The organism is Marinicella sediminis (assembly GCF_002000055.1).
GTDB lineage: Bacteria > Pseudomonadota > Gammaproteobacteria > Xanthomonadales > Marinicellaceae > Marinicella > Marinicella sediminis.
In genome coordinates, this window is the sequence record NZ_MVBD01000007.1 from 42,312 (window position 1) to 67,192 (window position 24,881).

The 24,881-nt window shown below is 49.8% G+C and carries 25 protein-coding genes; 15 read left to right on the top strand and 10 right to left on the bottom strand.

Features of this window, described 5'->3' with window-relative positions; translation table 11 throughout:
* Positions 1-12 precede the first annotated feature (12 nt).
* A complete protein-coding gene (locus B0475_RS10780; protein ID WP_077411867.1) occupies positions 13-726 on the top strand; it encodes an aspartate/glutamate racemase family protein in 714 nt (237 codons plus the stop codon).
* Position 727: 1 nt separating this feature from the next.
* On the opposite strand, the gene B0475_RS10785 is transcribed toward B0475_RS10780, so the two are convergent.
* Positions 728-1,108, bottom strand: coding sequence for an ExbD/TolR family protein (locus B0475_RS10785; RefSeq protein WP_157892872.1), 381 nt, complete (start codon positions 1,106-1,108; stop codon positions 728-730).
* A gap of 121 nt (positions 1,109-1,229) precedes the next feature.
* Here B0475_RS10785 and B0475_RS10790 point away from each other — a divergent pair, with 121 nt between their 5' ends.
* From B0475_RS10790 to B0475_RS10820, 7 genes are all read left to right on the top strand, one after another.
* Positions 1,230-1,898 carry a hypothetical protein gene (locus tag B0475_RS10790; RefSeq protein ID WP_077411869.1) on the top strand — a complete coding sequence of 223 codons (669 nt, stop codon included), beginning with the start codon at positions 1,230-1,232 and terminating at the stop codon, positions 1,896-1,898.
* Positions 1,899-2,125: 227 nt separating this feature from the next.
* Complete coding sequence (locus tag B0475_RS10795) at positions 2,126-3,022, top strand: hypothetical protein (RefSeq protein ID WP_077411870.1); 897 nt, start codon at positions 2,126-2,128, stop codon at positions 3,020-3,022.
* A 10-nt stretch (positions 3,023-3,032) separates the two neighbouring features.
* Positions 3,033-3,563, top strand: a complete 531-nt coding sequence (locus B0475_RS10800) for an RNA polymerase sigma factor (RefSeq protein ID WP_077411871.1) — start codon at positions 3,033-3,035, stop codon at positions 3,561-3,563.
* A gap of 1 nt (position 3,564) precedes the next feature.
* Positions 3,565-3,939, top strand: coding sequence for a hypothetical protein (locus B0475_RS10805; RefSeq protein WP_077411872.1), 375 nt, complete (start codon positions 3,565-3,567; stop codon positions 3,937-3,939).
* 132 nt (positions 3,940-4,071) lie between these two features.
* On the top strand, positions 4,072-5,799 hold the full coding sequence (locus B0475_RS10810) for an alpha/beta hydrolase family protein (RefSeq protein ID WP_077411873.1): 1,728 nt from the start codon (positions 4,072-4,074) through the stop codon (positions 5,797-5,799).
* 15 nt (positions 5,800-5,814) lie between these two features.
* A complete protein-coding gene (locus B0475_RS10815) occupies positions 5,815-6,888 on the top strand; it encodes a sensor histidine kinase (RefSeq protein ID WP_077411874.1) in 1,074 nt (357 codons plus the stop codon).
* Entirely contained in the window at positions 6,885-7,592 is a 708-nt protein-coding gene (locus B0475_RS10820) for a LytR/AlgR family response regulator transcription factor (RefSeq protein ID WP_198538215.1), read from the top strand. Before B0475_RS10815 ends, B0475_RS10820 begins: the two co-directional genes overlap by 4 nt.
* 128 nt (positions 7,593-7,720) lie before the next feature.
* Here B0475_RS10820 and B0475_RS10825 read toward each other — a convergent pair whose 3' ends face one another.
* The gene (locus B0475_RS10825) at positions 7,721-8,674 is read right to left on the bottom strand and encodes an endonuclease/exonuclease/phosphatase family protein (protein WP_157892873.1); all 954 of its coding nucleotides are present in this window, start codon (positions 8,672-8,674) and stop codon (positions 7,721-7,723) included.
* A 255-nt stretch (positions 8,675-8,929) separates the two neighbouring features.
* Between B0475_RS10825 and B0475_RS10830 the strand changes: the two genes are divergently transcribed.
* Positions 8,930-9,670: a hypothetical protein gene (locus B0475_RS10830; RefSeq protein ID WP_157892874.1), complete on the top strand. Its 741-nt coding sequence runs from the start codon at positions 8,930-8,932 to the stop codon at positions 9,668-9,670.
* Here B0475_RS10830 and B0475_RS10835 read toward each other — a convergent pair.
* The gene (locus B0475_RS10835; protein WP_077411877.1) at positions 9,667-11,529 is read right to left on the bottom strand and encodes an ATP-binding cassette domain-containing protein; all 1,863 of its coding nucleotides are present in this window, start codon (positions 11,527-11,529) and stop codon (positions 9,667-9,669) included. The two genes, B0475_RS10830 and B0475_RS10835, sit on opposite strands and share 4 nt — an antisense overlap.
* Positions 11,530-11,604: 75 nt before the next feature.
* On the opposite strand from B0475_RS10835, the gene B0475_RS10840 reads away from it, so the two are divergent.
* Positions 11,605-11,823 (top strand): hypothetical protein, encoded by a 219-nt coding sequence (locus B0475_RS10840; protein WP_077411878.1) that lies wholly within the window; start codon positions 11,605-11,607, stop codon positions 11,821-11,823.
* 148 nt (positions 11,824-11,971) lie between these two features.
* Here B0475_RS10840 and B0475_RS10845 read toward each other — a convergent pair whose 3' ends face one another.
* The 5 genes from B0475_RS10845 to B0475_RS10870 all read right to left on the bottom strand — a co-directional run bounded on the left by B0475_RS10845 (position 11,972) and on the right by B0475_RS10870 (position 15,791).
* Positions 11,972-12,187: a hypothetical protein gene (locus B0475_RS10845; protein ID WP_077411879.1), complete on the bottom strand. Its 216-nt coding sequence runs from the start codon at positions 12,185-12,187 to the stop codon at positions 11,972-11,974.
* Between the two features lie 157 nt (positions 12,188-12,344).
* Entirely contained in the window at positions 12,345-12,803 is a 459-nt protein-coding gene (locus B0475_RS10850; protein WP_077411880.1) for a hypothetical protein, read from the bottom strand.
* A 1,027-nt stretch (positions 12,804-13,830) separates the two neighbouring features.
* A complete protein-coding gene (locus B0475_RS10860) occupies positions 13,831-14,820 on the bottom strand; it encodes an NAD(P)H-dependent glycerol-3-phosphate dehydrogenase (RefSeq protein WP_077411882.1) in 990 nt (329 codons plus the stop codon).
* Entirely contained in the window at positions 14,820-15,305 is a 486-nt protein-coding gene (secB, locus tag B0475_RS10865) for a protein-export chaperone SecB (protein ID WP_077411883.1), read from the bottom strand. Before secB ends, B0475_RS10860 begins: the two co-directional genes overlap by 1 nt.
* Positions 15,306-15,365: 60 nt before the next feature.
* Entirely contained in the window at positions 15,366-15,791 is a 426-nt protein-coding gene (locus B0475_RS10870; protein ID WP_077411884.1) for a rhodanese-like domain-containing protein, read from the bottom strand.
* A 220-nt stretch (positions 15,792-16,011) separates the two neighbouring features.
* On the opposite strand from B0475_RS10870, the gene B0475_RS10875 reads away from it, so the two are divergent.
* Positions 16,012-17,118: a murein hydrolase activator EnvC family protein gene (locus tag B0475_RS10875; RefSeq protein ID WP_077411885.1), complete on the top strand. Its 1,107-nt coding sequence runs from the start codon at positions 16,012-16,014 to the stop codon at positions 17,116-17,118.
* Positions 17,119-17,344: 226 nt separating this feature from the next.
* A complete protein-coding gene (locus B0475_RS10880) occupies positions 17,345-17,746 on the top strand; it encodes a hypothetical protein (protein WP_157892875.1) in 402 nt (133 codons plus the stop codon).
* Positions 17,747-17,812: 66 nt separating this feature from the next.
* Here the strand turns inward: B0475_RS10880 and B0475_RS10885 are convergent, their stop codons facing one another.
* A complete protein-coding gene (locus tag B0475_RS10885) occupies positions 17,813-18,817 on the bottom strand; it encodes an isoaspartyl peptidase/L-asparaginase family protein (protein WP_077411887.1) in 1,005 nt (334 codons plus the stop codon).
* Positions 18,818-19,042: 225 nt separating this feature from the next.
* On the opposite strand from B0475_RS10885, the gene B0475_RS10890 reads away from it, so the two are divergent.
* The 3 genes from B0475_RS10890 to B0475_RS10900 all read left to right on the top strand — a co-directional run bounded on the left by B0475_RS10890 (position 19,043) and on the right by B0475_RS10900 (position 23,552).
* Positions 19,043-22,081: an aminotransferase class III-fold pyridoxal phosphate-dependent enzyme gene (locus tag B0475_RS10890; protein WP_109862386.1), complete on the top strand. Its 3,039-nt coding sequence runs from the start codon at positions 19,043-19,045 to the stop codon at positions 22,079-22,081.
* A 79-nt stretch (positions 22,082-22,160) separates the two neighbouring features.
* Complete coding sequence (locus tag B0475_RS10895) at positions 22,161-22,622, top strand: FKBP-type peptidyl-prolyl cis-trans isomerase (protein ID WP_077411888.1); 462 nt, start codon at positions 22,161-22,163, stop codon at positions 22,620-22,622.
* 186 nt (positions 22,623-22,808) lie between these two features.
* The gene (locus B0475_RS10900; RefSeq protein ID WP_157892876.1) at positions 22,809-23,552 is read left to right on the top strand and encodes a hypothetical protein; all 744 of its coding nucleotides are present in this window, start codon (positions 22,809-22,811) and stop codon (positions 23,550-23,552) included.
* A gap of 72 nt (positions 23,553-23,624) precedes the next feature.
* On the opposite strand, the gene B0475_RS10905 is transcribed toward B0475_RS10900, so the two are convergent.
* Complete coding sequence (locus tag B0475_RS10905) at positions 23,625-24,818, bottom strand: HEAT repeat domain-containing protein (protein ID WP_077411890.1); 1,194 nt, start codon at positions 24,816-24,818, stop codon at positions 23,625-23,627.
* Positions 24,819-24,881 lie beyond the last annotated feature (63 nt).

Consider the following 24,881-nt stretch of genomic DNA (forward strand, 5'->3'; position numbering starts at 1 on the left):
GTTCAACCACTCATGGCTGATTCCATTCCCAAAACCATTGGGGTGCTCGGCGGTATGAGCTGGGAAAGCACTCAGGTTTATTACCAACAACTCAATCAACTGATCAACCAGCAACTCGGTGGGCTGCATTCAGCGAGAATGGTACTCATCAATGTTGATTTTGCACCCATTGAAGCCCTGATGGCTTCCGGCAACTGGTCAGCCATCGGCGATCACCTGGCGAAATTGAGCCAACAAATCGAACAGGCTGGCGCTGAATTTTTACTGATCGCCACCAACACCATGCACAAATTGGCTGACCAGATTCAGCGATCAATCGACATACCTGTGTTGCACATTGCCGATGCCGTGGCCGCTGAGTTGCACCTTCAGGGTCATGATCATGTCGGCCTGCTGGGTACTGCCTTCACCATGGAACAGGACTTTTATTCCGGCCACCTGAAACAGCATCATCACATTGAGGTCATCACTCCGGTACAAACCGATCGTGACCGCGTCCATGAGATCATCTTCAATGAATTGTGTCACGGCCAGCTGCTGGACACCTCACGGGCCGATTACCTGCGGATCATTGATTCATTACAGCATGAAGGTGCACAGGCAATCATTCTGGGCTGTACGGAAATCGGCTTGTTGGTTCAACAACAACACACCCAGGTTCCACTGATTGATGCCAGCAAGGCCCACATTGATGCCGCGGTAAAACTCGCCCTGAAAACAGCCTGATTCAATAATGGCTGACAGCAAGCTGCGAAACTTTGGCCGCTTTGACCTGATCCACCACTGCCACCAGCCGGGCCACCGGGGTATCACCATCTGATCGCAATTGCACCTGCAAATCAGGTCGTTCAACCTGCAACTGACTGAGGCGGGCTTCAATACCTTCCACTTGAACCAATTGTTGATTGATCATCACCTGATGCGGTTCCAGGTGAATCAGTACCGCCTGCCCTTCGCCAGTGGTGTTGCTGGCCGGGCGACTGATGGTCAGACCATTTTCCTTGGTGAAGCTGGTGGTAACGATGAAAAAAATCAGCAGGATAAACACCACATCCAGCATGGGGGTGATGTTGATTTCCGGTTCCGTTTGTGCGCGAAATTGATTCATGACAAGCTCCTTTGGTTTTAAAATTCTGACACCCCGGATGTTGATGTGGTTCAAAAAAACCACAATCAGATGTTGTGATATTGGGTACAATGTTGATTAACGTCTCCTTCATCAGCACAACATGCAATACCTCATTCGTGAATACAAAGAACTGCTGAATGCCTGGCTGGCAGTGCTGGCCTTTTACCTCAATCCACGCTGGCTGACCCGTAACATTGCCCGGCACAACGCCATCGAGCACACCATGGGAGTGGTGAAAAAATCCATTGCCACCATGGTGCTGTCCATAACCATCCTGTCATTGTTTTTTGGCACCTTTGAATTTGTTCAGGAACATGAAAAGCCGGCCGAAATATTTGCGGTGCTGTTTGTGCATGGTGCATTGGTGTCAGCCATACTGGCAGTTATGTTCTGGCTGTGGTTGCGAGATCATCATCAGGTCGGCATGCTGGTGGGGTGGTTTATGCTGGTTTACTGGGTGCCGCTGTGGTTTTGGAACATGGCTTTTGAAATACATGTCGGCTTCTCAGGGGGACAGCACAACAACCTCTTCCTGCAACTGGCACACCAAGAAGTCCTGAGTCGCACACAAGGTTGGCTGTTGATGGCCATCTGGTTGCATGCCACCATCATTGCCATTTATGGTTTACACCGCCTGCTCAGCTTCCGACATGTGCTGATTTGGGTCTTTGGCCTGCTCGGATCGGTGATGTATCTGGCGTCCTTCCTGATGGTTCACCACATTCAGAAAGGAGTGGAGATTGTGTATCTGATGTTTGGCATGGAATGAAGCCCACTGCTGACTGAGCAAAACACCTCACCATGAGGCCAGACGCAACATGGGTCATGGTCTGCACCACGAGGCTGAGATGAAAAAGTTCATCGCGTGGGCATACCATCAGATCAATGCATGATCTGCCACCCTGGCGGCACACATGTTTTTTTCAGCTTTTTGTAACCTTTGGCAGTTTCGCTCCCTATAAGTAATCATATCTAATACTTAACAGGAGCTTTGATATGAAAAAAACGTTAACCACCCTCACCCTGATGATTACCCTGAGCTGGTCTTTCACCAGCCAGGCCACCGCCTATGATGAAGCCAACTGGTATGTCAGCATTGATGTCCAGCAAGTTCGCGACAAAATCGTTCCATTGTTGCCCCACAATGAACCTGAACAACATGAATTTTCTGTAGCACACCACCTTCCTCAGGAAGTTCATCAAGTCACTTTGTATGGTCACAGCGAAGCCGAGAATGATTTATCCATGGCCATCAAAGGTGATTTTGCCCGGTTCTCCCTGAACGAGTATCTGCTGGGCCTGCTGTACATGGTAGATGACAAGGAAGATGTCAGCCTGGCTTTGTTCGATTCCGAAGCCCATGGTGGCAGCGTGGTTGAACACTACCAGATCAGTGGTGATAATGAGACGAAATCTTTTTACAGTGCCATCATCAACGAGCAGACCCTGGTGTTGAGCTTTGATCAACAGGAAGTGAAGAACTGGATTGACAAAAAGTACGCCAGTCACGATTTGAACAGCTCAGGACTGGTGTCATTACTGGTCAACATTGAATCGGCCATGGCCCATATGGGCGCTGATTTAGCAAGTAACCAGAAATCATTCAATTCAGCGGTGTTCAAAAAAATCACCCAATTCTCTGCCAGTGTATATGAAACGGGTGACAGCCTGACCATTGAGTCGGCACTGACCACTGCTGATGAAGCCACAGCCAGACAACTGGAACAGGTAATCAATGGCCTGGTTGCGATGAATGCCTTGTCCAATCTGGACCAGGACAAACCGGCCCTCAACGCCCTGGCCTCGGCATTGCAAATCAGCCAGCAGGGGCAGGATCTGTTGATCACCACGGCCTTACCGTACGCCCTGATACCTGAAATCAACATCGACTGAAGGCCCGGGGATGACTGAGCAACAACTCATCAGCCAGGCTCAGCAAGGCGCCACCGATTGCTTTTCGCAACTGGTGGCGTCTTACCAGTCACGGCTGTACAGCTACTTGCTGGGTCGTTGCCACAATGCTTTTGATGCCGATGATGTGCTACAGGAAACTTTCATCAATGCGTACCGGTATCTGGACAGCTACGACGCACGCTGGCAGTTTTCCACTTGGTTATTCACCATCGCCCGCCGCCTGTTGGGCCAGTTGAAAACCGTTTATCATGTGACTCTGGACGCTTTGTCCGGTCGGGAGCCCGCGATTGAAAACGACCTGCTGGCACTGGACCGGAATAACTTTTGGCGCTTGATAAAACGGGATGTATCGGCCAGACAGTATGACCTGTTGTGGTTTTTTTATGTAGAACAATACACCATCAAAGACATCGCCCACATCATGAAACAAAGCGAATCCTGGGTGAAAACCAACCTCCATCGGGGTAAAATGACCCTCAGCAATAACCGTGAACTGGCCGCATTACTGGAGCACAACTGACATGAACAACCCTTTCATCAACCGCTTACAACAAGACGCCCGGGCCATCCGCGGGTTGGCTGATCAACGTCTGAAAAACATGAACCTGGATCAGCAACTGAGTGAACAACTTCAACAACCCCAACCGACACGCTGGCCCTGGGCAGTGGCCGCAGCGGTTTGTCTGATGGTGCTCGGCGGAGTCCTGTTACAGCCGCAACTGGCCAACCAGTCATCGACCCTGCCATTGAATGCCAAAGTGCAACCGGCCATGAAACTGAACTGGGAACTGTCTACCGGACAATTGGAACAAGCCATTAATCAACCACTGATCAATGAACAACAAGCCATCATGGAAGACCTGAAAACCCTGCGCAAAGCCATGCTGTCCATCTGAACCGTCACTCACCAGGCTTGGTATCATCCGACCCTGCGGTGTCTTTACACCGCAAACTGACCACTCATCCTGTTTTCTGTTTTCATCCTTTGACTTGACATACACTGGGTTTTTTCATGCAATGAGGTGATCATGTTTCAATCTATCAATAAATACACCCTGCTGTTGATCTTGCTGGTCATCAGTTGTCCTTCTCTGGCGGACCTCAGTGGCGACTGGGAAGGTGAGCTTGATGCCAATGGTGTGATTCTGCCCATTGTCATTCACCTGAAAGACAGCGGCGATAAAGCCACTGGCACCATGGATTCCCCGGCGCAGGGGGCTTTTGATATTCCCATGACCAAAGTGGCATACGACGAGCAAGACCTGATGTTTGAAGTGGAACACATTGGGGTGCACTACAGCGGTTCATTGGATGCCGAAAGCGACCAGATCAGTGGCAACTTTATTCAGGGCGGGGTGATACCACTGACGTTCAGCCGGGTTGACCCCAACGCCAAAACCGGCAGTAACAGCAGTGCAGTCACTGAAATCCTTGGCCAGTGGGGCGGCACTGTGGAGATTCCGGGTAATCCATTGAGCCTGATCCTGCACATCAACGATCAGGATGGCCAGGTCAAAGCCACCGCTGACAGCCCGGATCAGGGCGCCACCGGGCTGCTGGTGGATCAGGTCAGCCTGGATGATGGCTTGGTGCGCTTCACCATGCAGGCCCTGGGTGTTGAGTTCACCGGCCAGCTGAGTGAAGATCAGCAAACCATCGCCGGTGATTTTGTACAGCAGGGCATGCAATTCAAGCTGACCCTGACTCGAGGCGCCAGTCCCAAACAGGTGTATGAGCGCCCACAAAACCCGCAGCCACCGTTTGACTACCAGGTCAAAGAAGTGCTGGTCAACAACCCCCAGGCCGGTATCACCCTGGCCGGCACCCTGACCCTGCCCAAAGACCAACCCGTAAAAGCCGCCGCGGTGATGATCACCGGTTCAGGCCCACAGGATCGGGATGAAACGGTGTTTGAACACAAACCATTTTGGGTGATTGCCAATCACCTGACCCAAGCAGGCTATGCGGTGTTACGCATGGATGATCGTGGCGTGGGCGAATCCACTGGCGATTTTAAGACCGCGACCAGTGAAGATTTTGTCACTGACATCAGTGCCGGGGTGGATTTCCTCCAACAACATGCTGACATACCGGCTGACAAAGTCGGTGTGATCGGTCACAGTGAAGGCGGTATGATCGGTCCGATGCTGGCCGCAGAACGCCATGATCTGGCTTTTGTCATCATGCTGGCAGGTCCCGGTATTCCGATCACCGAGTTACTGGCTGAACAAAAATACCTGATCGCTCTGGCCAGTGGTGGCGATCAGGACACTTTACAAAAGCAGCGTGTTAAAGACCTGGCGTTTCACGACGTGCTGGCACAATACGCCGGAACCGCACAGTACACAGAGCAAGCCAGTTTGCACCTTCGCGAAACCATGGCTGATCAGGTTAACAGCGAAGCGCAACTGGAAGCACTGGTCTCATCCACCATCAAACCCTACAACTCACCCTGGTTTGAGTATTTCATTGCCTATGATCCCACACCATTCATTGGCCGGATCAAAGCACCGGTGCTGGCCATCAATGGCAGCAAGGATCTGCAGGTCGCCGCTGAATCCAACCTGGCTGGTATTGAACGCATCCTGTCGAAAGCAGACCATCAGGATTACACCCTGATTAACCTGCCTGGCCTGAACCATTTACTGCAACACAGTGAAACCGGTTCACCCCTTGAGTACATTAAACTCACCACCACCGTTGAACCAGTCGCTCTGGAAGCCATGACTGAATGGCTGGCGGCACGTTTTGACTGATCAAAGAGAACTTATATGAACTGGCTGAAAGCACCCAAATCCAACCGTTATTTTTGGTGGTTCCACTTCACCTTGTGGGGTGCTTTCAGCCTGATCAATTTATTCACCAGACAGTTCTATAAGATCGAAACCCTGGAACAGGGTGTGGTGTCATTGGTGGTATTACTGGTGGTCAATACCTTGTTGTGCCTGATCCTCAGAGAAACCATTCATCGCCTGCATCTGCACAATTTGAACACCCGCAAAATCTGGCTTAAACTGACCGCATTGATTGTGTTTTTTGGCTTCGTTTCAGCCACCCTGATGACCTTGGGTTTAGGACTGTATTTTCTGCTTGCGGGATATACCCAGCATTTAGTTTTCTTTATGCTCTCAGTGTATCAGAACTGGTTGATCATGGCCCTGACCATAGGTCTGTGGGCCGTGGTTTATGTGGTGATCATGCACATCCAGACACATAATCGACTGCAGTCTGAGCAACAACAAACCCAATTGAAACTGAAAGAAGCTGAGCTGAATAACCTGGCTGGCCAACTCAACCCCCACTTCTTATTCAACGGCCTGAACAACATCCGTGCACTGATCAATGAAGACGCTGCCAAAGCCCGGTATATGCTCACCGAGTTATCTGATTTGTTGCGCTATTCCCTGACCGCACCCAAACATCAGCTGACGTCACTGCAACAGGAACTGGAGATGGTCCGGGCCTGTGTGCAACTGGCACAGATTCAGTATGAAGAACGGCTCAATTATGTCGAACAGATTGATGCAGAAAATGACCTACAGGTTCCACCGCTGATGATTCAACTGTTGGTAGAGAACGCCATTCGTCACGGTATCGATCACCACTCCGAAGCAGGCACACTGGCTTTAAAGGTTGTTCAACATGCTGACCATTTGCTGATAGAGGTCAGTAACCCGGGTAACCTTGCTGGCAGGGGATCATCATCAGCCGGGATTGGTTTGAAAAACATCCATAAACGGTTACAACTTCTGTTCGGCGAGGATCAGTCATTTACCATACAACAACATGGTGATGTGGTCACAGCCAAGCTGACCCTGCCATTGATTCGGAACACAGACTCATGAAGATCAAAACCCTGATTGTCGAAGATTCCCGCCTGGCGCAAAACGAACTGTTGACCTTGTGTGAACCCTACAGCAGCCTGACAGTGGTCGGCAAAGCCAAAACCCTGGCCGAAGCCAAAACCCTGATCATCAAGCAACAGCCGGATTTGTTGTTGCTTGACATTAACCTGCCTGATGGCACCGGCTTTGATCTGCTGGATCAGCTGCAATGGGTGCCGCAGGTGATTTTCACCACGGCTTATGATGAATTTGCCATCCAGGCTTTTGAACGCAACGCCCTGGACTATCTGCTCAAACCCATCAGCGAACAACGCTTCAACCAGGCCATTGAAAAACTCACCGCCCAATCAACAGCAACCACCCCAACCGGGCTCATTGATCACAAAATCTTCGTCAAAGACAACGACCGCTGCTGGCTGATCGACATCCAGCAGGTGCGCTATTTCCAAAGCCAGGGCAACCACTGCCAGATCCATTTCGGCGAGCACAAACCCATGGTCTACCGCCCCCTGACTCAGGTTGAACAACGCCTGCCACCTAAACAGTTCTTTCGCGTCAACCGCAGCTATATCATCAACATCAATTGCGTCAAACACATCGAAGCCTACGGCCACACTGGCCTGGTACTGACCATGGATGACGGTGAGGACATCGACGTCTCCCGACGCCATACCAGCCACCTCAAACAGGCTTTGAGTTTGTGAGCTGAACAGCCCAGTTCACTGGGCCTGTCAAATGGCCACCACTGTCTGTTGTTACAGTCATTGCGAGGCACACAGTGCCGCGGCAATCTGGCGATGCCAGGCATGACCCACACCTGACCAACTGCCTGTCAAAACCCCAACTCAACCAGCAAAGGCAAATGATCCGAGCCAAATGCTTCACCGGTGTTCACATCCTGAACCACCAATTCCTCTGTCACCAGACAATGATCAATGGGGATCATCAAAGGCCACAGCCTGGTGGGCCAGGTGGGTTGAAAACCCCTGCCATCAGCAACGTTCATCAATCCATTTTCTGCAACCATGGCACGATATCCAGCGGACCAGCGTGTGGTGTTGAGGTCACCCACCACAATGACCGGTGTGTTCAATTGTTTAATGCGTAGGGATACCTGGTTGAAATGCTCATTACGGGCCTTGAAAAACCGCTCACTGACCGGTGGTGGCGGATGCACGGCGAGCACAGTAACCGCACTGCCCTCTGCATCCAGTTCGGCTTCAATGTTGGGCAGTTCAAACAATGACCATTGATGGATGTGTTGACGGTTGATCGGATAACGACTGAGCAGTAACATGCCAAAATTGTCTGATCTGGGTACAGCAATGCGGTGTGGAAAGCGCTTTTCCAATGCCTGCAATTTATTCAGCCAGCGCTGATTGACTTCTTGCAAAACCACCACGTCAACCTCAGCGCTTAGCACCTGATCCACCAGCCGCTGATACTGGTCATTGCTGGTCAAAACATTGGCATGAAATAACTTCAATCGTTGATTATCCGGATCCACATACTCATGAGGAATGAGTTTCAGGGCATCAAAGATGACCATGACATTCAGCAAACAAATCGTCAGTGCCAGCCAAACAAATGTGTTGTTTTTCAACCACAGAAAAAGCACGACAAACAGCAAACCCAATACAAAATACTGCACCCGGAAATGCACAAACAATTCCAGGAACCAGTGTGTCACCGGCAACCAGCCCATTAAGCTGCACAGCAGCAACATCACACAGGCGGCCTGCAACAGCCCTCTCAAGGACAGTCTGGTGAAATTGTTGGTGTTCACTTGCACCTCCTGTACTGATCACAATTCATGTGCTTTTCATCATGGTAGCCTGGTGATGTTCAGACCCACTTCAACAAGCGGAAGTTCATTCGGAGATCCCTCTACTGCGATCGGAACCATTCCGTTTCGTCATTCCGGCGCAGGTCGGAACCCAGCGTCTTTATCCTGTGTAGATTCATACTATAAACCTGGTTCGCTGAACCTTTACCAACACCTGTAGTCTCAACCCCAAATTCTAAACCAGGGAAAGGGCCCATGCGATCAATCATCTTTGTCTTACTGATTATGTGTTCTGGTACGGCTGCACCAACATCTTGCGGAGACACAACTGACCGGATCATTGCTCACTGTGATCAGGGGGTCTGTGAGCATCAGTTTTATGTAAAACAAGAGAAGATCAGCAATGCGTGTAAAACCATGATTGTTTTGATGGAAACACCCCATTGGGCTAACACGGCCATTGAACACGAAATCGGCAAACAGGCATTCAACAACGTTGTCGGCATGTTTGAATTGGCAATTCAAATCGATTGGTTTCCTGGGGCCGACATCTATTCATTCGGCGAGTACCTGGCACGAAGTACAGATCTCAGTGTGCGCGACAGAATACGGATTGAGCTGAATCAGCTAAAGGATTGGAATTATTTACAAGCCAAAAATCACTGGGAAACCAAAGCCAAACATCAATTGGAAGAACAGCAACGCATCCATCACCAAAGAACCATCAGAACCATACCAATGTTGTTGGTGTTGGCTTGTTCTGTGTTTTTATTTATTCAGGGTTCGTTGCTGCGCAAAAAAGCCTATCAGGTGGCCGCCATCATCTTGCAGTTCGGCCTGTTTGCCATCTTCATCCAAACCCTTAACAGCACCATCGGAGTTCATGGAGGCTGGATCATGATCTTTTACCCGGGTATTCTGTTTTTTCAGTTCCTGATGACATGTTGTCTTTGGCTGAAGAAAAAGCAGGCGATTGGGAAACTGAACAGAAACTAACCCTCCAATTCCTCGCTGAGCTCCAGCCATTCGGCTTCGTACTCATCCAGTTCAGCTTTCAGGCGGGCGGAGTCCTGCATGCAGCGGTTCAATTCATGCTGGTTTTCCGCTTCATAGATATCGGCATCGCCCAGGCGAGCAGTGACATCGGTGAGTTTCTGGTTCACCTGATCGATCAGTTTGTCGAGTTTCTGCAGGCGGTTTTTGGCCGCTTTGTTGGCTTTGTGATCCTGTTTCTTGTTGATCGGCACCACGTTGTTTTTGGCCGCTTCTTCGGCTTCGGCCTGCTTCAGTTGTTGTTTGATGAAGCTTTGGTATTCATCCAGGTCACCATCAAAAGGGTGAATCTGACCCCGGTCGATGTAAACCATTTCATCGATCACTGAATTGAGCATGTGTTTGTCATGCGACACCAGAATCACCGCTCCTTCATAATCCTGCAAGGCGAAACTGATGGCATCGCGCATGTTGAGGTCCAGGTGGTTGGTCGGCTCATCCAGCAACAACAAGTCTGGGCGCTGGTAAACAATCAGTGCGAGGGCCAGACGGGCTTTTTCCCCACCGGAAAAGGGAGCCACTGGCGTGTCGGCTTTTTCGCCGCGGAAACCAAATCCCCCGAGGAAGTTTTTTACATCTTGTTCGGTGGCTTCCGGATCCAGTTGCAGCACATGCTCGATGGCCGAAGAGCTTCCATCCAACTGTTCCAGCTGATGTTGGGCAAAATAGCCAATGTGCAGATCCTTGGCGGTTTTGAGTTCACCGCCCTGCAGCGCCTTGTCGCCAGACATGGCCTTGATCAGGGTCGATTTACCCGCACCGTTGCGTCCCAACAATCCAATCCGTGCACCGGCGGTGACCGAAAAATTCAAGTCATTGAACACCAGGTGTTCTCCATAACCTATGTCGGCATGCTCCAGCTCAACGATCTGGTGTCTGAGATTCTGACAAGGATAAAAAGTAAAGTGAAACGGATTTTCGGCTTGCGCCGCAGCAATGGTGTCCATCCGTTCCAATGCCTTCAATCGACTTTGTGCCTGCTTGGCTTTACTGGCTTTGTAACGGAAACGGTCCACATAAGATTGCATGTGGGCGATTTGTTTTTGCTGTTTCTCAAACATGGCTTGTTGCAGGGCCAGGCGTTCCATACGGACTTTCTCGAATGCCGAATAGTTACCGCTGTACAGCGTCAGTTGTTCGTGCTCAATGTGCAGGATGTGTTTGACCACCCCATCAAGAAAATCCCGGTCATGCGAAATCAGCAACAAAGTGCCTTCATAGCGTTTGAGCCAATCCTGTAGCCACACCACGGCTTCCAGGTCGAGGTGATTGGTCGGCTCATCAAGCAACAACAAATCAGAGGGACACATCAGTGCCTGTGCCAGATTCAAGCGCATCCGCCAGCCACCAGAAAAAGATTTGACCGCTTGGTTTTCTTCTCCCACTCCGAATCCCAGGCCATGTAACAAGCGTCCGGCGCGGGCATGAGCGGCATAACCACCCACCCGCTCCATCTCGGCATACAGTTCAGCCAGTTGTTCATGTTGTTCTTGATCGGTTGCCTTGGCGATGCGCTGTTCAATCTGGCGAAACACCACATCCCCATCCAGCACATAATCAAGGGCACTCATGTCCAGCGCCGGGGTTTCCTGTTTGACATGGGCAATTTGCCAGTTTTTTGGCACACTACATTCACCAAGATCCGCCTGTAACCCACCCATCAGTAAAGCAAACAGGCTGGATTTGCCGGTGCCATTGGCGCCAGTCAGGCCCACTTTGTGGCCGGGGTGGATGCTTACCGAAGCCTCAGAAAACAGCAATTTGTGGCCCCTGCGAAGGGACAGGTTGGTCAATTGAATCATGCGCGTCATTCTGGCTGAGACCAGCAGTAAAATCAATTATAATCGTTGAAGTCTTTATAATATGAGGGGTTGGATATGTCGGAAGAAAAAATCATTGGACTGTTGTTTGTCATCATGTCGCTGTTCATCCTGATGGCCGCCTTCTTCTACCGACTGATGCGGGAGACTCGCCAAATCAACGACAGCCTCAAAGACATTGCCGAATCTCAAAGGATTCTCGCCAACAACCCAAAAAACTTCGAAGAAAAGAAAAAAATCAACGCCCTGAAGAATCAGTCGCCGTTTGATGGTTGAAATGAACCGGACATAAATGAATGGCTTATCGTAACCCAGCTGGGCTTTAAGGGTATTTCTGACCGGGTATAGTTTATGACCTTTGATCCCAATAGACCCGTTCCAGCTGCTGGCGGATGTTCCTCAGCGACTGGTACTGAGGACCCTCTTAATTGGGATACCTGGTGCCTGACATGACCAAGTTGATGGCTTGATAAACACAAAGAAAGTCAGTATCGTTAAACCTGAACCGTTGTTTAAGTACTGCATTGGGAACCAGCCCCAGTGTACCTGCTTTCCCGCAATGACTCAATTCCCCGACAATGGCATAAAATGCCCTCAAATCATTGCCGGAAAGGGTAAATTGTAATCTGCTTTTGTTCATATGATTTCAACTCATATTTGCTCAGTATCATCAAGAAATGGTTGACCAATGAAACAAAGACCACACATTTTAAATGGCATTTTTAGTGCCAAAGTCTACCGACCAGTCATCGGTCTTGTTCCTGATCAATCATTTCTAAACCTGAAAAGCTTCGTGTTCAATCCAGTCGTGTGATTTGGTCAAGATCACTGACAATGATGTGTGTTTGAAAATAATATTTTTCGGTTCGCCTGCCATTCGAGAAGAACCAAACTTTCATTCTTTTGGCTTCCCCTCTGACCAAAATGGTGTGGTCTTCAAAGTAACTTCTGATGTTTTCATTGTATTTTTTCTGAAAGGCTTCCTGGAATGAAGGTAACAATGTGACGGTTATGTTCCTTCGGTCCCGGTAATCTTCCTGTGTGTTCAAAAAAAGTCTGGCTAATTGTTTACCAGAGTTTTTGATGTGCAGTTTAAATTCACCGGTTAAGCCATCTGGTGCCCTGGCTTCGGTTTTTTCTATGATTTCCCAAACAGAATAATGGCCAGAAGGTAATGGTTTGACTGTATCAACCTGCTGACAACCGATGATAAAAAAGAACAAGATTTGGCTGATGATGAGACGTTTGTTATTCATGATATTCCTTTAAATAGTTATTTCTGGACTCCATTTATCAGTGAGAATGGCCAAACAAGTAAGCAATGATTCAAGCACCGTTACTCACAATGATGCATTATAAACCATTCCGCTTAGCACCACAGTCATAAAATTTCACCGTTGACCTCACTTCCCAGGCATACTCAAGCTACCTATGACTGATTGGTGTGATTGACATATACAGGACATGTGAGCCATACCAGCACAAATGCGAAGCTGAAGGATTCATCAACATGGACATACCTGGATTGATCCCCTGGTTTTCACCATGGATGGCGATGTGCAGCGATGGCAGGATGTGAAAGCTGTCAAACACAAGGATGACGGTACAGAAATTCTTCTGAAATGCTTAAATTAACACGTTGCCTTTGACTATTGGGCGGTCATAAATCGATGGCACAGCTGAGTCTGTATGATTGTTAAACTCTTAATGAGGGATTGGTAAATCTTAGGGAGATTGCCGCGTCGCTTTACTCCTCGCAATGATCGAGACACTTTGTTGGCTTTAGGTGACGAAGCAAGCCAGATAATCAACTCATCAATGTCTGCGCAGTGGTTGCGGTATATTTCAGCAACAATTGAATGTTTTGCAGAGCCACCTTCCATGTTGATTGTTAGGCCAGATCATGAAAACATGACGGTTTGACGGCACGGCAAGAAGTCTTGTTTGAATGATCGATCAGGCCGTGAGCGAACCGAGCCAGATTAGCAACTCATTAATGGCTCTGAAGAGGTTACGGTTTTTTCCGCAGCAAAAAGAAGTGGCTCCGCAGCAAACAGCTCTACATGTTGCTGGTTGGCGAGTTTACGAGCCAGATAAGCAACTCATTAATGGCTCTGGAGAGGTTACGGTTTTTTCCGCAGGAAAAAGAAGTGGCTCCGCAGCAAACAGCTCTACATGTTGCTGGTTGGCGAGTTTACGAGCCAGATAAGCAACTCATTAATGGCTCTGGAGAGGTTACGGTTTTTTCCGCAGGAAAAAGAAGTGGCCTCGTAAGAAACCTCATCAATCGAATTCGGGCCTGAGATCCCTGCCCATCAGTGCCGTCAAGGCTTCAACGGTGGTCAATTCGCCATGTACCACTTTCCACACGTGTTCAGTGATTGGCATGTCAATGTCGTGTTTTTTCGCCAGACGCATCACTTCATCGGTGGTGCCGATGCCTTCGACCACCTGGCCAATGGTTTGCTTGGCTGATTCAATCGATTCACCGCGCCCCAGGGCCAGGCCCATGCGACGGTTACGCGACAGATCACCGGTTGAGGTGAGCACCAAATCACCCAGGCCTGACAGGCCCATCAGAGTTTCCGGCTTGCAACCCAGGGCTTCACCCAGGCGCATCATTTCCGCCATACCCCGGGTCATCAATGCGGCACGGGTGTTATCACCCAGTTGCATGCCATCAGCGATGCCAGTGGCCAGTGCCAGAACATTTTTCACCGCACCACCCAACTCAGCTCCGATCACATCTTCGGAAATATAAGCCCTGAAATTATCACTGCGCAGTGCCCAGCTGACCTGTTTGGCGAACTCCTTGTGGCTGGATGCCACTGCCACGAGGGTGGGTTTATTCATCGCCACATCTTTGGCAAATGACGGTCCGGTCACCAGCGCCATAGGCACCTGGTCGCCAATGATTTCATCGGCCACTTCATGCAAAAACCGGCCGGTACCGGGCTCAAATCCCTTGCTGGCCCAGGCCAGCGGACGGTCACCCAGCAGGGGTTTGATTTTTTTGAGGATGTCACCAAAAGCATGTGATGGACAAACCACCAGCACTGCTTCGCAATGACTGATGGCTTGTTCAAGATTCGCTTCAACAATCAGTTTGCCCGGAAACCGAATGCCAGGCAGGTATCGCTCATTGCTGCGCGTTTGTTGCATCGCAGCCATGGCCGCCTGATCACGACCCCACAGGATGGTGTCCCCGTTGCGTGCCAATTGCATCGCCAACGCGGTCCCCCAGGAGCCGGCACCCAGTACGGCAAACTTCATTATTGTTTGGTGCTGCTGGCGGCTTGTTCCTGAGCCTGTTGCATTTGTTGTGCGTACATTTGCTCGAAGTTAACAGGTTGTAACATCAATGGCTGGAAACCACCTGACAGGACCAGTTCGCTGACCTGTTGTCTGACGTATGGGAACAGCACGTTCGGGCAATACACACCCAACGTTTGATGCAGCACCTGATCGGTGAAATTTTGCATCACAAAAACACCAGCCACACAAACTTCAACCAGGTAAGCGGTGCCATCATTGACACTGCAGGTCACGGTAGAAGTCAACGCCACTTCATAGGTGTTGTCATCCAGTTTGTTGACCTTTTGGTTCATGTTCATTTTGATTTCAGGCTGACCCTGCTCATTGAAAATGTGCGGTGCCTTGGGGGCTTCAAATGACACGTCTTTGGTGTAAATTTTTTGCAAAGACATGGATGGTCCCTGGTTTTCCGTGTTGGCTGCTGCTTGATTTTCTTCTGTCATGATGATTTCCTAATAAAAAAATTTTGGACCGCTTGATCCTTGTGCTATGAGGTTGGTGGTTTAACTTTTGGTCAATGGTAATTTGTCACTGATCCAGGCGTTGATGCCACCCTGTAAGTTGAAAACCTGCTCGAAACCAGCATCTGTCAGTTGCTTGCTGGCGGTTTGTGAGCTTTTGCCGATCTGGCAACAAACCACCACAGGTTTTTTCTTCAGTTTATTTATCTTGGCTTTGCCTTCGGTGATGTCTGACAAAGGCAGGTTGATGGCATTGACAATGTGACCCTGATCAAAGGCTTCTTTGGGGCGCACATCGATCACCTGAGCGTTTTGCTGGTTCACCAATCGGGTCAGTTGATCCACATTGACGTTTTGATGGGTTTGGCTTTTTTCTTTGTACAAAGCATTGAGAAATAAAAACAATGCCGCCAGAAACATCAGCACCATGAAGGGATGATTGCCCGCAAATTCAACCAATTGTGACATCTGCTGTCCACCTGAAAAATAAAAAAGGACAATATAAGGTATGCGCGTAAAAAATCAAGTCATCGGTCACAAAAAGGCCCGTTATCTGACCGAATCAAACAGAATGACCGCGAAAACAGTTTTTTCTGCGGTTTGAGTTTGCTAATATGGCTGCCAATTAACCACCTGTCCCGCACCCAAACCAGTGTTATTCCGCCTATTGATTTTGTTGTTGAGTCTGATGATTTTGTCATCCGGCATGGCACAGGATGATGTTGATGAGGCTGAGATCAATGCCCGTCTGGCTGACATACGATTGCGCCTGAGCGATCTCAAAAATGCCCTCAATAAAGCCGAAGGCGAGGAAGCTGGTTTAATCAGGGAACTGGAAGCTCAGGATCAGCGCATCAACCGCCAGGGCCAGCTGATCAGGGATCTGAAGAGTAAGGTGGCCACCGCTGAAAAACAAATCACCGTTTTAACCGGGGAAATCAACAGTAAAAACAACAGCATCAGTCAGCAAAAATCACAAATGGGGGAACTGTTGCGGTTGCACATTTTCATCAATCATGACCGGATTCTGAAAATGATGTTGCTCAATCCCAACACCAGGCAGGCTGAAATCACCCAGCATCAGATTAAATACCTGCAGCACCAGCTGTATGAATTGATCAAAAACATTGCTTTGGAAATCAAACAACTTGAAGCCTATCAACTGCGTATCAGTGAACAGAAAGATCAATTGCTGGCACAACAAAATGAATTACAGACTGAACAGTCGGCCATGCTCGAACAAAAAAGACAGCGGGCAGTTGTGCTGGCCGAGCTCCGAAAAACCATCCGCAGTTACCAAACCGAGAATGACACCCTGAGTAAAGACTCTCAAAGGCTCAATCAACTGCTGTTACAAATCACCCAATACCTGGATGACTTGCCTGAAAACCTGGGTGAAGACACCTCTTTCGCCGGCTTGAAAGGCCGTTTGAATAAACCCCTGGATGGATCCATCATTCGATCGTTCCGCTCACTGCGGGCCGGCTACAGTCGCTGGGACGGGGTGGTGATTGGTGATGAGCCCGGTGAGAACGTGGTGGCTTCGGCTTATGGTCGGGTGGCATTTGCCGACTGGTTGCGTGGTTATGGCTTGCTGATCGTGCTGGACCATGGTGATGAGTACATGACCCTCTATGGTCACAATGAATCACTGCTGGCTGAAGTGGGTGACTGGGTTCAGGCCGGGCAGGTAATCGCCACAGCCGGAAATTCAGGAAACATCGACCCCACCGGCGTATATTTCGAGATCCGCAAGGCTGCCGACCCCACCAACCCAATGCCCTGGTTTAAGTAGATTCAACCACAGGCAGGTCATCATTTGTTGTTGCGTGTTGATGACTGCCTGGCAGTTGACCACACCGCCACCAGAATACGACAAGGTGGTGATAAAAACGAGACATCAATTGAAAAAACTTGATTTGAATTTCATCTGAGCTTTTGATTCAGACTTCATTCAGTTTGCTGGGATTATGATTAATAGAACAACACATTTATACCCTGAAAACACCAAGGAGAAAGACATGAAACGCATCACCATACTCGTCACACTGCTGTTGAGCAGTACCGTTTTTGCCTACGATTTCGCCTCACCGAGCGAACCGTCTGCCAAAATCATCATGAACCATTCAATCAATGCCAAGCAATTGTTTCCAATGAGGTTATTGATGGTTAATGGTGAAAACATCACTGTACGCGGTTCGGCTGTTTGGCTGTCACCTGGTGAGTATGAACTGCGGTTTTCACCGACCATCGATACCAATTACACCACCAAAACTGTGAGCGTCAGAGAACGCAATGGTATGCGGGAACTGAAAAACACCCTGAAAATCACCGTGGAAGACGGTAAGTCCTACTATGTGGCTTATGATGCATCCAGCAGCGAAACCAAAGACTGGGAACCGGTGGTTTATAAAGTGAAATAATTCACACTTTTTACCTCGTAAGGCCGGTGACTCTTTGGATGAACCGGCCTTTTTTATGTGTGTGTCTTATTCGTCACCGTAGATCGCAACCGCAGATTTTTCAGGAGTTCGGTAACCCCGGTACATCCCTGGGGTATTGAACACCATCACCGGGTTACCTTGTGGGTCCATGCCGATGATGCCACCGGATCCACCCACCTCATTGAGCTCCTGCATGATCACTTCATCAGCAGCCTGCTGTAATGATTTACCTTGATATCGCACCCGGGCACAGATGTCATGGGCCACTGCATAACGTATGAAAAACTCCCCATGACCGGTCGCCGAAATCCCGCAACTGCGGTTATCGGCATAGGTACCTGCGCCAATCACCGGGGAATCGCCGATCCTGCCCCAGGCTTTGTATGTCATCCCACCGGTTGACGTCCCCGCAGCAATGGTTCCATGCTGATCAAAGGCCACGGCACCCACTGTGCCAAACTTGAATTCGGCATCCAGTACATCTTGTCCATCAGCGGTTTCTGCTTGTTTGGCTCGGGTTTTGGCATCCACTTCCTGCCAGGCTTTGAACCTGGCTTCGGTGTCAAAGTAATTGTTCTCAACCTGTTCCAGTCCGCGCAGTTTGGAAAACGTGTCAGCCCCACTGCCTGCCAACATCACGTGGGGGGAGTTAAGCATCACCTGTTCTGCTGCCATGATCGGGTTTTTGGTGAATGACACGCCAGCCACAGCACCAGCCTGCAGATCACTGCCTCGCATGATTGAAGCATCCAATTCATGTTTCCCGGGTTTGGTATACACCGCTCCTTTACCGGCATTGAAATGTGGTGCATCTTCCATCACTTTGATCGCCGCTATGATTGCCTGGGTCGAATCGCCTCCGCCTTCCAGCACCGCATATCCTGCGTTCAGAGCGTCCTGCAATGACTGTTTGATGGCTTGTTCTTGTTCAGTGCTCAACTGATCCCGTTTGATGGTTCCGGCACCGCCGTGTATGACAAGAGAAATTTGTTGTTCTGCGGCCATGGCCAGTCCCCCCAGTAAGCACAATAATGTGGTGATGATTTTCATGTGTGTTGTCCTCTGATTCAGGTATTGATTGATGGTTTTACCTGTGTTGATCGGTCAATGTTCACTGGTGCTTTGCTGCCAGCCAGTGATGAACTACAATAGCAAAAAATCAGCAATCCTGCACAATGACTGAACATTTTTTTATTCATTGGCCAACAGGATGATTCTATGACCCATTAGTTCACTGCCCCGGGCAAAGTGGACAATATGAACCTGGATTACAACATGAACATGCCAAGTTCCATCCACACAGAGCAGGTCCTGAGCTGGCTGGATCAACACCACCAACTGACCGGAGAGCTGACCCCCCTGGTTGGGGATGTCGATCACAACTTTTGTTTGACCACCGAGTCAGGAAGTCAGTATACCGTCAAAATCAGTTGCTCTGTCAGCTCCGAAGCGTTGACTTTTGAATCGGCTTTGCTGAATCACCTTTGCCAGCACCCAGTGGATCATTTGCAACTGCCGCAACCAGTACTGGACCAACAACAGCTATGGATCACCCCGCTCAGCGCAGAACCCCAAACCCCATTGATGCGCGTGTTAAGTTGGGTGGATGGCCATTTGTGGTCACAATTCCGCCCTCACAACCCATCACTGATTCACCACCTGGGCGCACAAATGGCTCGCCTCGACAAAACCCTTGAAGCTTTTGATCACCCCAAAGCCTGTCGTGAATTCTCCTGGGATCTGGCACAGTGTTTATGGATCAAAGACCACCTGTCACTCCACTGCGAACAACAAAAAGCCCTGCTCAACCACTTCATTGATTTGTTTGAATGCCATTTGTCAACCTATCAGAAACTGCGACAGCAAGTGATTCACAATGACCTGAATGACAACAATGTGCTGGTAAGCATGGCCAGTGATTCACTGGCCAGAGTCACTGGGTTCATTGATTTTGGGGATGCGGTTCACAGCCAACTGATCAATGAAGTTGCGATCGCTGCGGCATATGTATTGATGGATCAACCCGATCCACTGGAAGCAACTGTTCAACTGCTCCGGGGTTATCACCAGGTGATGCCCTTGCTGCCCGAAGAACTGCCTCATTTGTACCAACTGATTGGTATGCGCCTGGCAGTCAGTGTGACTCAGGCAGCCATTGCCCGCCAGCAAGCGCCTGAAAACGCCTATAAATCAATCAGTGAACAACCGGCTTGGGACTTGCTTGAGCGCTGGCAATCCATACACCCAGAATTTGCCCACTTCCGCTTTCGAGAAGCCTGTGGTCTGCTTGCCCACCCACAACAGGCTCTGTTGAAAGAGCACCTTCAAAAGCAAGCGGTCAGTCTGACTGAGGTGTTCCCCGAACACAGTCATAAAAAGCACATCCATGTGGTCGACCTGAGTGTGGGCAGCACCCTGTTGGGCAATGCCGCTGATTATGAAAACCATGCCTTACAGCTGTTTCAAATGCATCAGCTACAAAACCGATATCCCGGGCATTTTTTGCTTGGTGGTTACCTCGAACCCAGGTCTTTTTATGCCTCTGAGGCCTTCAGCACTGAAGGAAATACAGGTCGTGAGTACCGCACCATACATCTGGGACTGGATGTCTGGCTGGATGCCGGTACGGCGATTCATGCCCCGTTATCAGGAGTCGTGGTGGGTCTGCATGACAACGATCACCGCCGTGATTATGGCCCCACCCTGATCCTCGAGCACCGCTTCCTGGCAGCTGATCAGGAAGTGGTGTTTTACAGCCTTTATGGCCACCTCAGCCGCCAAACTTTGCAACTCCACATCACCGGCGATGAGGTCAAAGCAGGTCAACTATTGGCCTGGACCGGTGAAGACCATGAAAACGGTGGCTGGAGCCCTCATTTGCACTTTCAACTGATGCACGATTTGCTGGGCCATGAACACGATTTTCCCGGTGCCTGCACACCAAATCATCAAACCACCATGCAAAGCCTGTGCCCCAACCCGGAATGGTTGTTCAAGGAAAGCAGCAACTGGTCACATCAGGCACAGCACAATCAGGCGCTGATTGATTACCGTCAAAAACACCTGGGTAAATCACTCAGTTTATCGTATTCAGAACCGCTTCAAATGCTCCGCGGTGATGACGTGTATTTACTTGATCAATGGGGTCAAAAATACCTGGACACCTGCAATAACGTAGCACATGTCGGTCATGAACACCCGACTGTGGTAACTGCTGGCCAAGAACAAATGGCGGTGTTGAACACCAACTCCCGCTACCTCCATCCGGCAGTCGTACGGTTCACCGAAGCCTTGTTGGAAACTTTGCCCGCTGAGTTATCAGTGGTCCATCTGGTGAATTCCGGATCAGAAGCCAACGAATTGGCTTTACGCATGGCCAAAGCCTGCTCTGGAGAACAAGATGTCATTGCCTTGGAGTCAGGTTATCACGGAAACAGCAATGCCTGTATTGACATCAGCTCATATAAATTTGATGGTCACGGTGGCCACGGTGCGCCGCAACACACCCACATCGTCCCCCTGCCCGACACCTTCCGCGGTCTGTACCGCACGCCGGATGCCGGTGCAGCGTATGCCGGTCATGTAGCGCAGGTGATCCAACAACTGGAAACGCAGGGCCGGCGGCCAGCGGCATTCATCGCCGAAAGCATTGTCTCATGCGGCGGGCAAATTGAACTGCCCGATGGCTTTCTGCAACAGGTTTATCAATCCGTAAGGGCTGCTGGCGGGGTCTGCATTGCCGATGAAGTCCAGGTCGGTTGTGGGCGCATTGGCTCTCATTTCTGGGCCTTTGAAGCTCATGGGGTGGTACCTGACATACTGACCATCGGCAAACCCATTGGCAACGGCCACCCACTGGCGGTGGTGGTTTGTACCCGAAAGGTGGCTGACCAGTTTGCCAATGGCATGGAGTATTTCAATACCTTTGGCGGCAATCCGGTGTCGGCAACCATTGGCCTGGCCGTACTCCGGGTCATCAAGCAACAAAGCCTACAACAACGGGCCCTAGAGGTCGGTGACCACCTGAAACAGCAATTAATGGCGTTCAGCGAACGCTTTCCATTGATCAAAGACGTTCGGGGTCAGGGCTTGTTTTTGGGTTTCGAGTTGTGTGATGAACAGTTGCAACCGGCTGAAAAACAAGCCGCTTATCTGGCCAACCGGATGCGGGAATTGGGCATCCTCATCAGTACCGATGGCCCGGATCACAACGTGATCAAAATCAAGCCACCAATGACCATGCAGATTCATCATGCCGATGAGTTGTTGCAACGCCTTGAACAAGTATTCAACGAGACCGCCATGCAAGCCTGAAAAGAACAACCACTGATGGCAGGAATCTGTGCTGCTGGTATGTTAAAATGGGCGGTTTACTCAATAAACAGGACACATAATGCAAATCAAAAAAGACTGTGTGGTTGCGATGCACTACACGTTAACCAATGACCAGGGCGACGTTTTGGACTCTTCAGAAGGCCGTGATGCGCTGAAATTTCTGCAAGGAGCCAACAACATCATAACCGGATTGGAAAAAGCCATGGAAGGTAAAGAGGTTGGGGACGCTTTTGAAGTGACTGTTGAACCTGAAGAAGCTTACGGTATACGCCACGAGCAAATGGTCCAAAAGGTTCCCATGTCGGCTTTCCAGGGCGTTGATAACGTGGCAGTTGGTATGACCTTTCATGCCGAAACCGAACACGGTCCGGTACCGGTCAAAATCACTGAAGTGGTTGATGATGTGGTCACCGTCGACGGTAATCATGAACTGGCCGGTCAACGCTTGCACTTCAAAGTCAGTGTTGAAGAAGTGCGTGAAGCCACCCAAGAAGAACTGGAACACAACCACGCTCACTGAATCAAACAGACATCATCAGGACACAATCCGCGGTGGTTTTGTGTCCTGACTCCAGCAAAAAACCGAACCTTCCCCGTGCCAATTGGGTCAAATGACCTCAATTCATCACAGAATTGTTAAAAAAACCTTATATTTTTCATGTCTTTGAGCTTAGAATGTAATAACTTCATTTAACTATTGATGCTCATGTTTAAAAAATCTCTGTTTTTGCTGCTCGCAGCCACTGGCCTGAATGCCCAGCCTTATCAGTCAGATTTCCAACCAGATTCCGGCAATGCAACAACCGGTGGTGGCGGTGGTTGTAATCTGTTCACCAACTGCAGTTTTGAAACCGGTGACACCACAGGTTGGGTCATCAACGACATCAATTCACCCTTCATTCCCATTTCTGTGGTACCGGATGGAACCGACATCGGCTTCGGCTTTTTTCTGACCCAGGCCACTGATGGCGCTTTTTCATTGATCGCCGGGTTTGATGGCGATGGACCTGGGGTGGTCGAATTTGCTCAAGACGTGGTGCTCCCCAGTGACATCAGTACCATCACATTTGACTACAGGGGCGCCTGGGACCTGCAAGGCTTTGGGGCAGCAGTTGACCGCACCATGTCACTGGAGGTACAGCCATCAGGTGGAGGAGCTGCCTTACAATCCGACCTGATTCTGACCGCCACAGCGGGTGACCTGGTCACTGATTCAGGACCACAGTCCGCTTCTGTTGGCGTGTCTTCTTTCGCTGGCCAAGCTGTGAGAATTGCCCTGGTAATGGATATCCCTGAAGACTTCACTGGTCCTGCTTTCATTCAGTTTGATAACTTCCAGGGTGGTTTCCCTCCTCCCCGGGTTCCAACGCTTGGAATGATGAGCCTGGCCTTGTTGGGTGGTCTGATGATTGCTGTGACTGTACTGGTGCGCAGAAAAGTACAACTGTAATCAAGTCACCAACCGACAAAAAAACCCTGGTCGGTCGACCAGGGTTTTTTGATGGGCAAAGGTCATGGTTGCTCAAAACAATTGTTCCAGACGACTGATCACTGCATCATCACCTGATTGGCTGAGCCAAAACAACGCCTGCTTTTTCACTGACCTCGGGTATGCACCTTCGACCACAGTAAATAAGGCTTCAGAAGATTGTTTTCCCGGTAGTTGAGACAACACAAACACAGCATGTTCCTGCTGACTGGCATCAACACTGGTTCTCAACACATTCATCGCCACCGGCCTGGCCCGATCAGGACTGTTTTGTGCCAGCCAGAACAAAGCCTGCTCACGCACTTCTTCATCCAGGTGGTCTTTGACCAGTCCGGCCAGTGCTTCTTTGGCAGCTTCGGTGTTGATCTGAGATAAACTGAAGACCGCTTTTTCTTTGATTTCCAGGTGTTCTGTGTGGCTCATCAAGTCGATCAGAAATGCCGGTAAATCAACCACATCATCGGTTTGTGAGAGCCAGAAAATGGCATCAGCCTGCTGTTGCTGGTCCTGGTCATGTTGGGCGACCTCTTTCAATAAATCCACCGCTGTTGTGCTGTGCTGCTGACTCAGGGCAAAATTGATGTGCCTTCTGACTTCACCCACCGGTAGCTCCTGCAGTAACTTTTGTAAAGACGCAAAGCCATCCTGCCGTTGACCCAACCAGAACACCGCCTGTTCGGAATAATCATCCTGTTGCTCAGTTGCGAGCGCAAACAAGGCACTGGTGGCGGCCTGACCCGGATGCAAACTGATGGCGTACAATCCACCTGATGCCTGTTCCTGAGCTGCAGATTTGACTTGAGTGGTCAGCCATTGCAGGCTTTGTGTTGTGGTGACATGCTCTAGCCAGGCAATTTCCATACCGTCGGCTTTCACCGCACAATGATCACCAACAGGCATCACCTGATCAACCTGACCGTTGTTCAGATGCACAAAAAAATGCACCTGGTCTGTCAACGGGCTGTCACTGGATGAACCATAGCCATATTGACTCTTCTTGAGGTCACAAACTGATTCTTCCCCATGCTGATAACAGCACATGGATCGGGTTTCTTCTGCGGCTGGAATGCTGTAGGCAAACCATTGATCTGAACGCTTGTTTTGGTCAACATACTCAACCAACGACAATTCGCTGGACTGAATGTTGAGGTTGTTAAAAAATGGCTGCGATGCGCCCTGGCTCGCAGACAGGGTCAACAGACCCAAAGTGGCTAGCAATGTTTTCATGGTGTGCTCCTGAAGGGTGCAGGTTCAGGGCCTGCACCCGTTAAAAGATAGGGTTAACTGTTA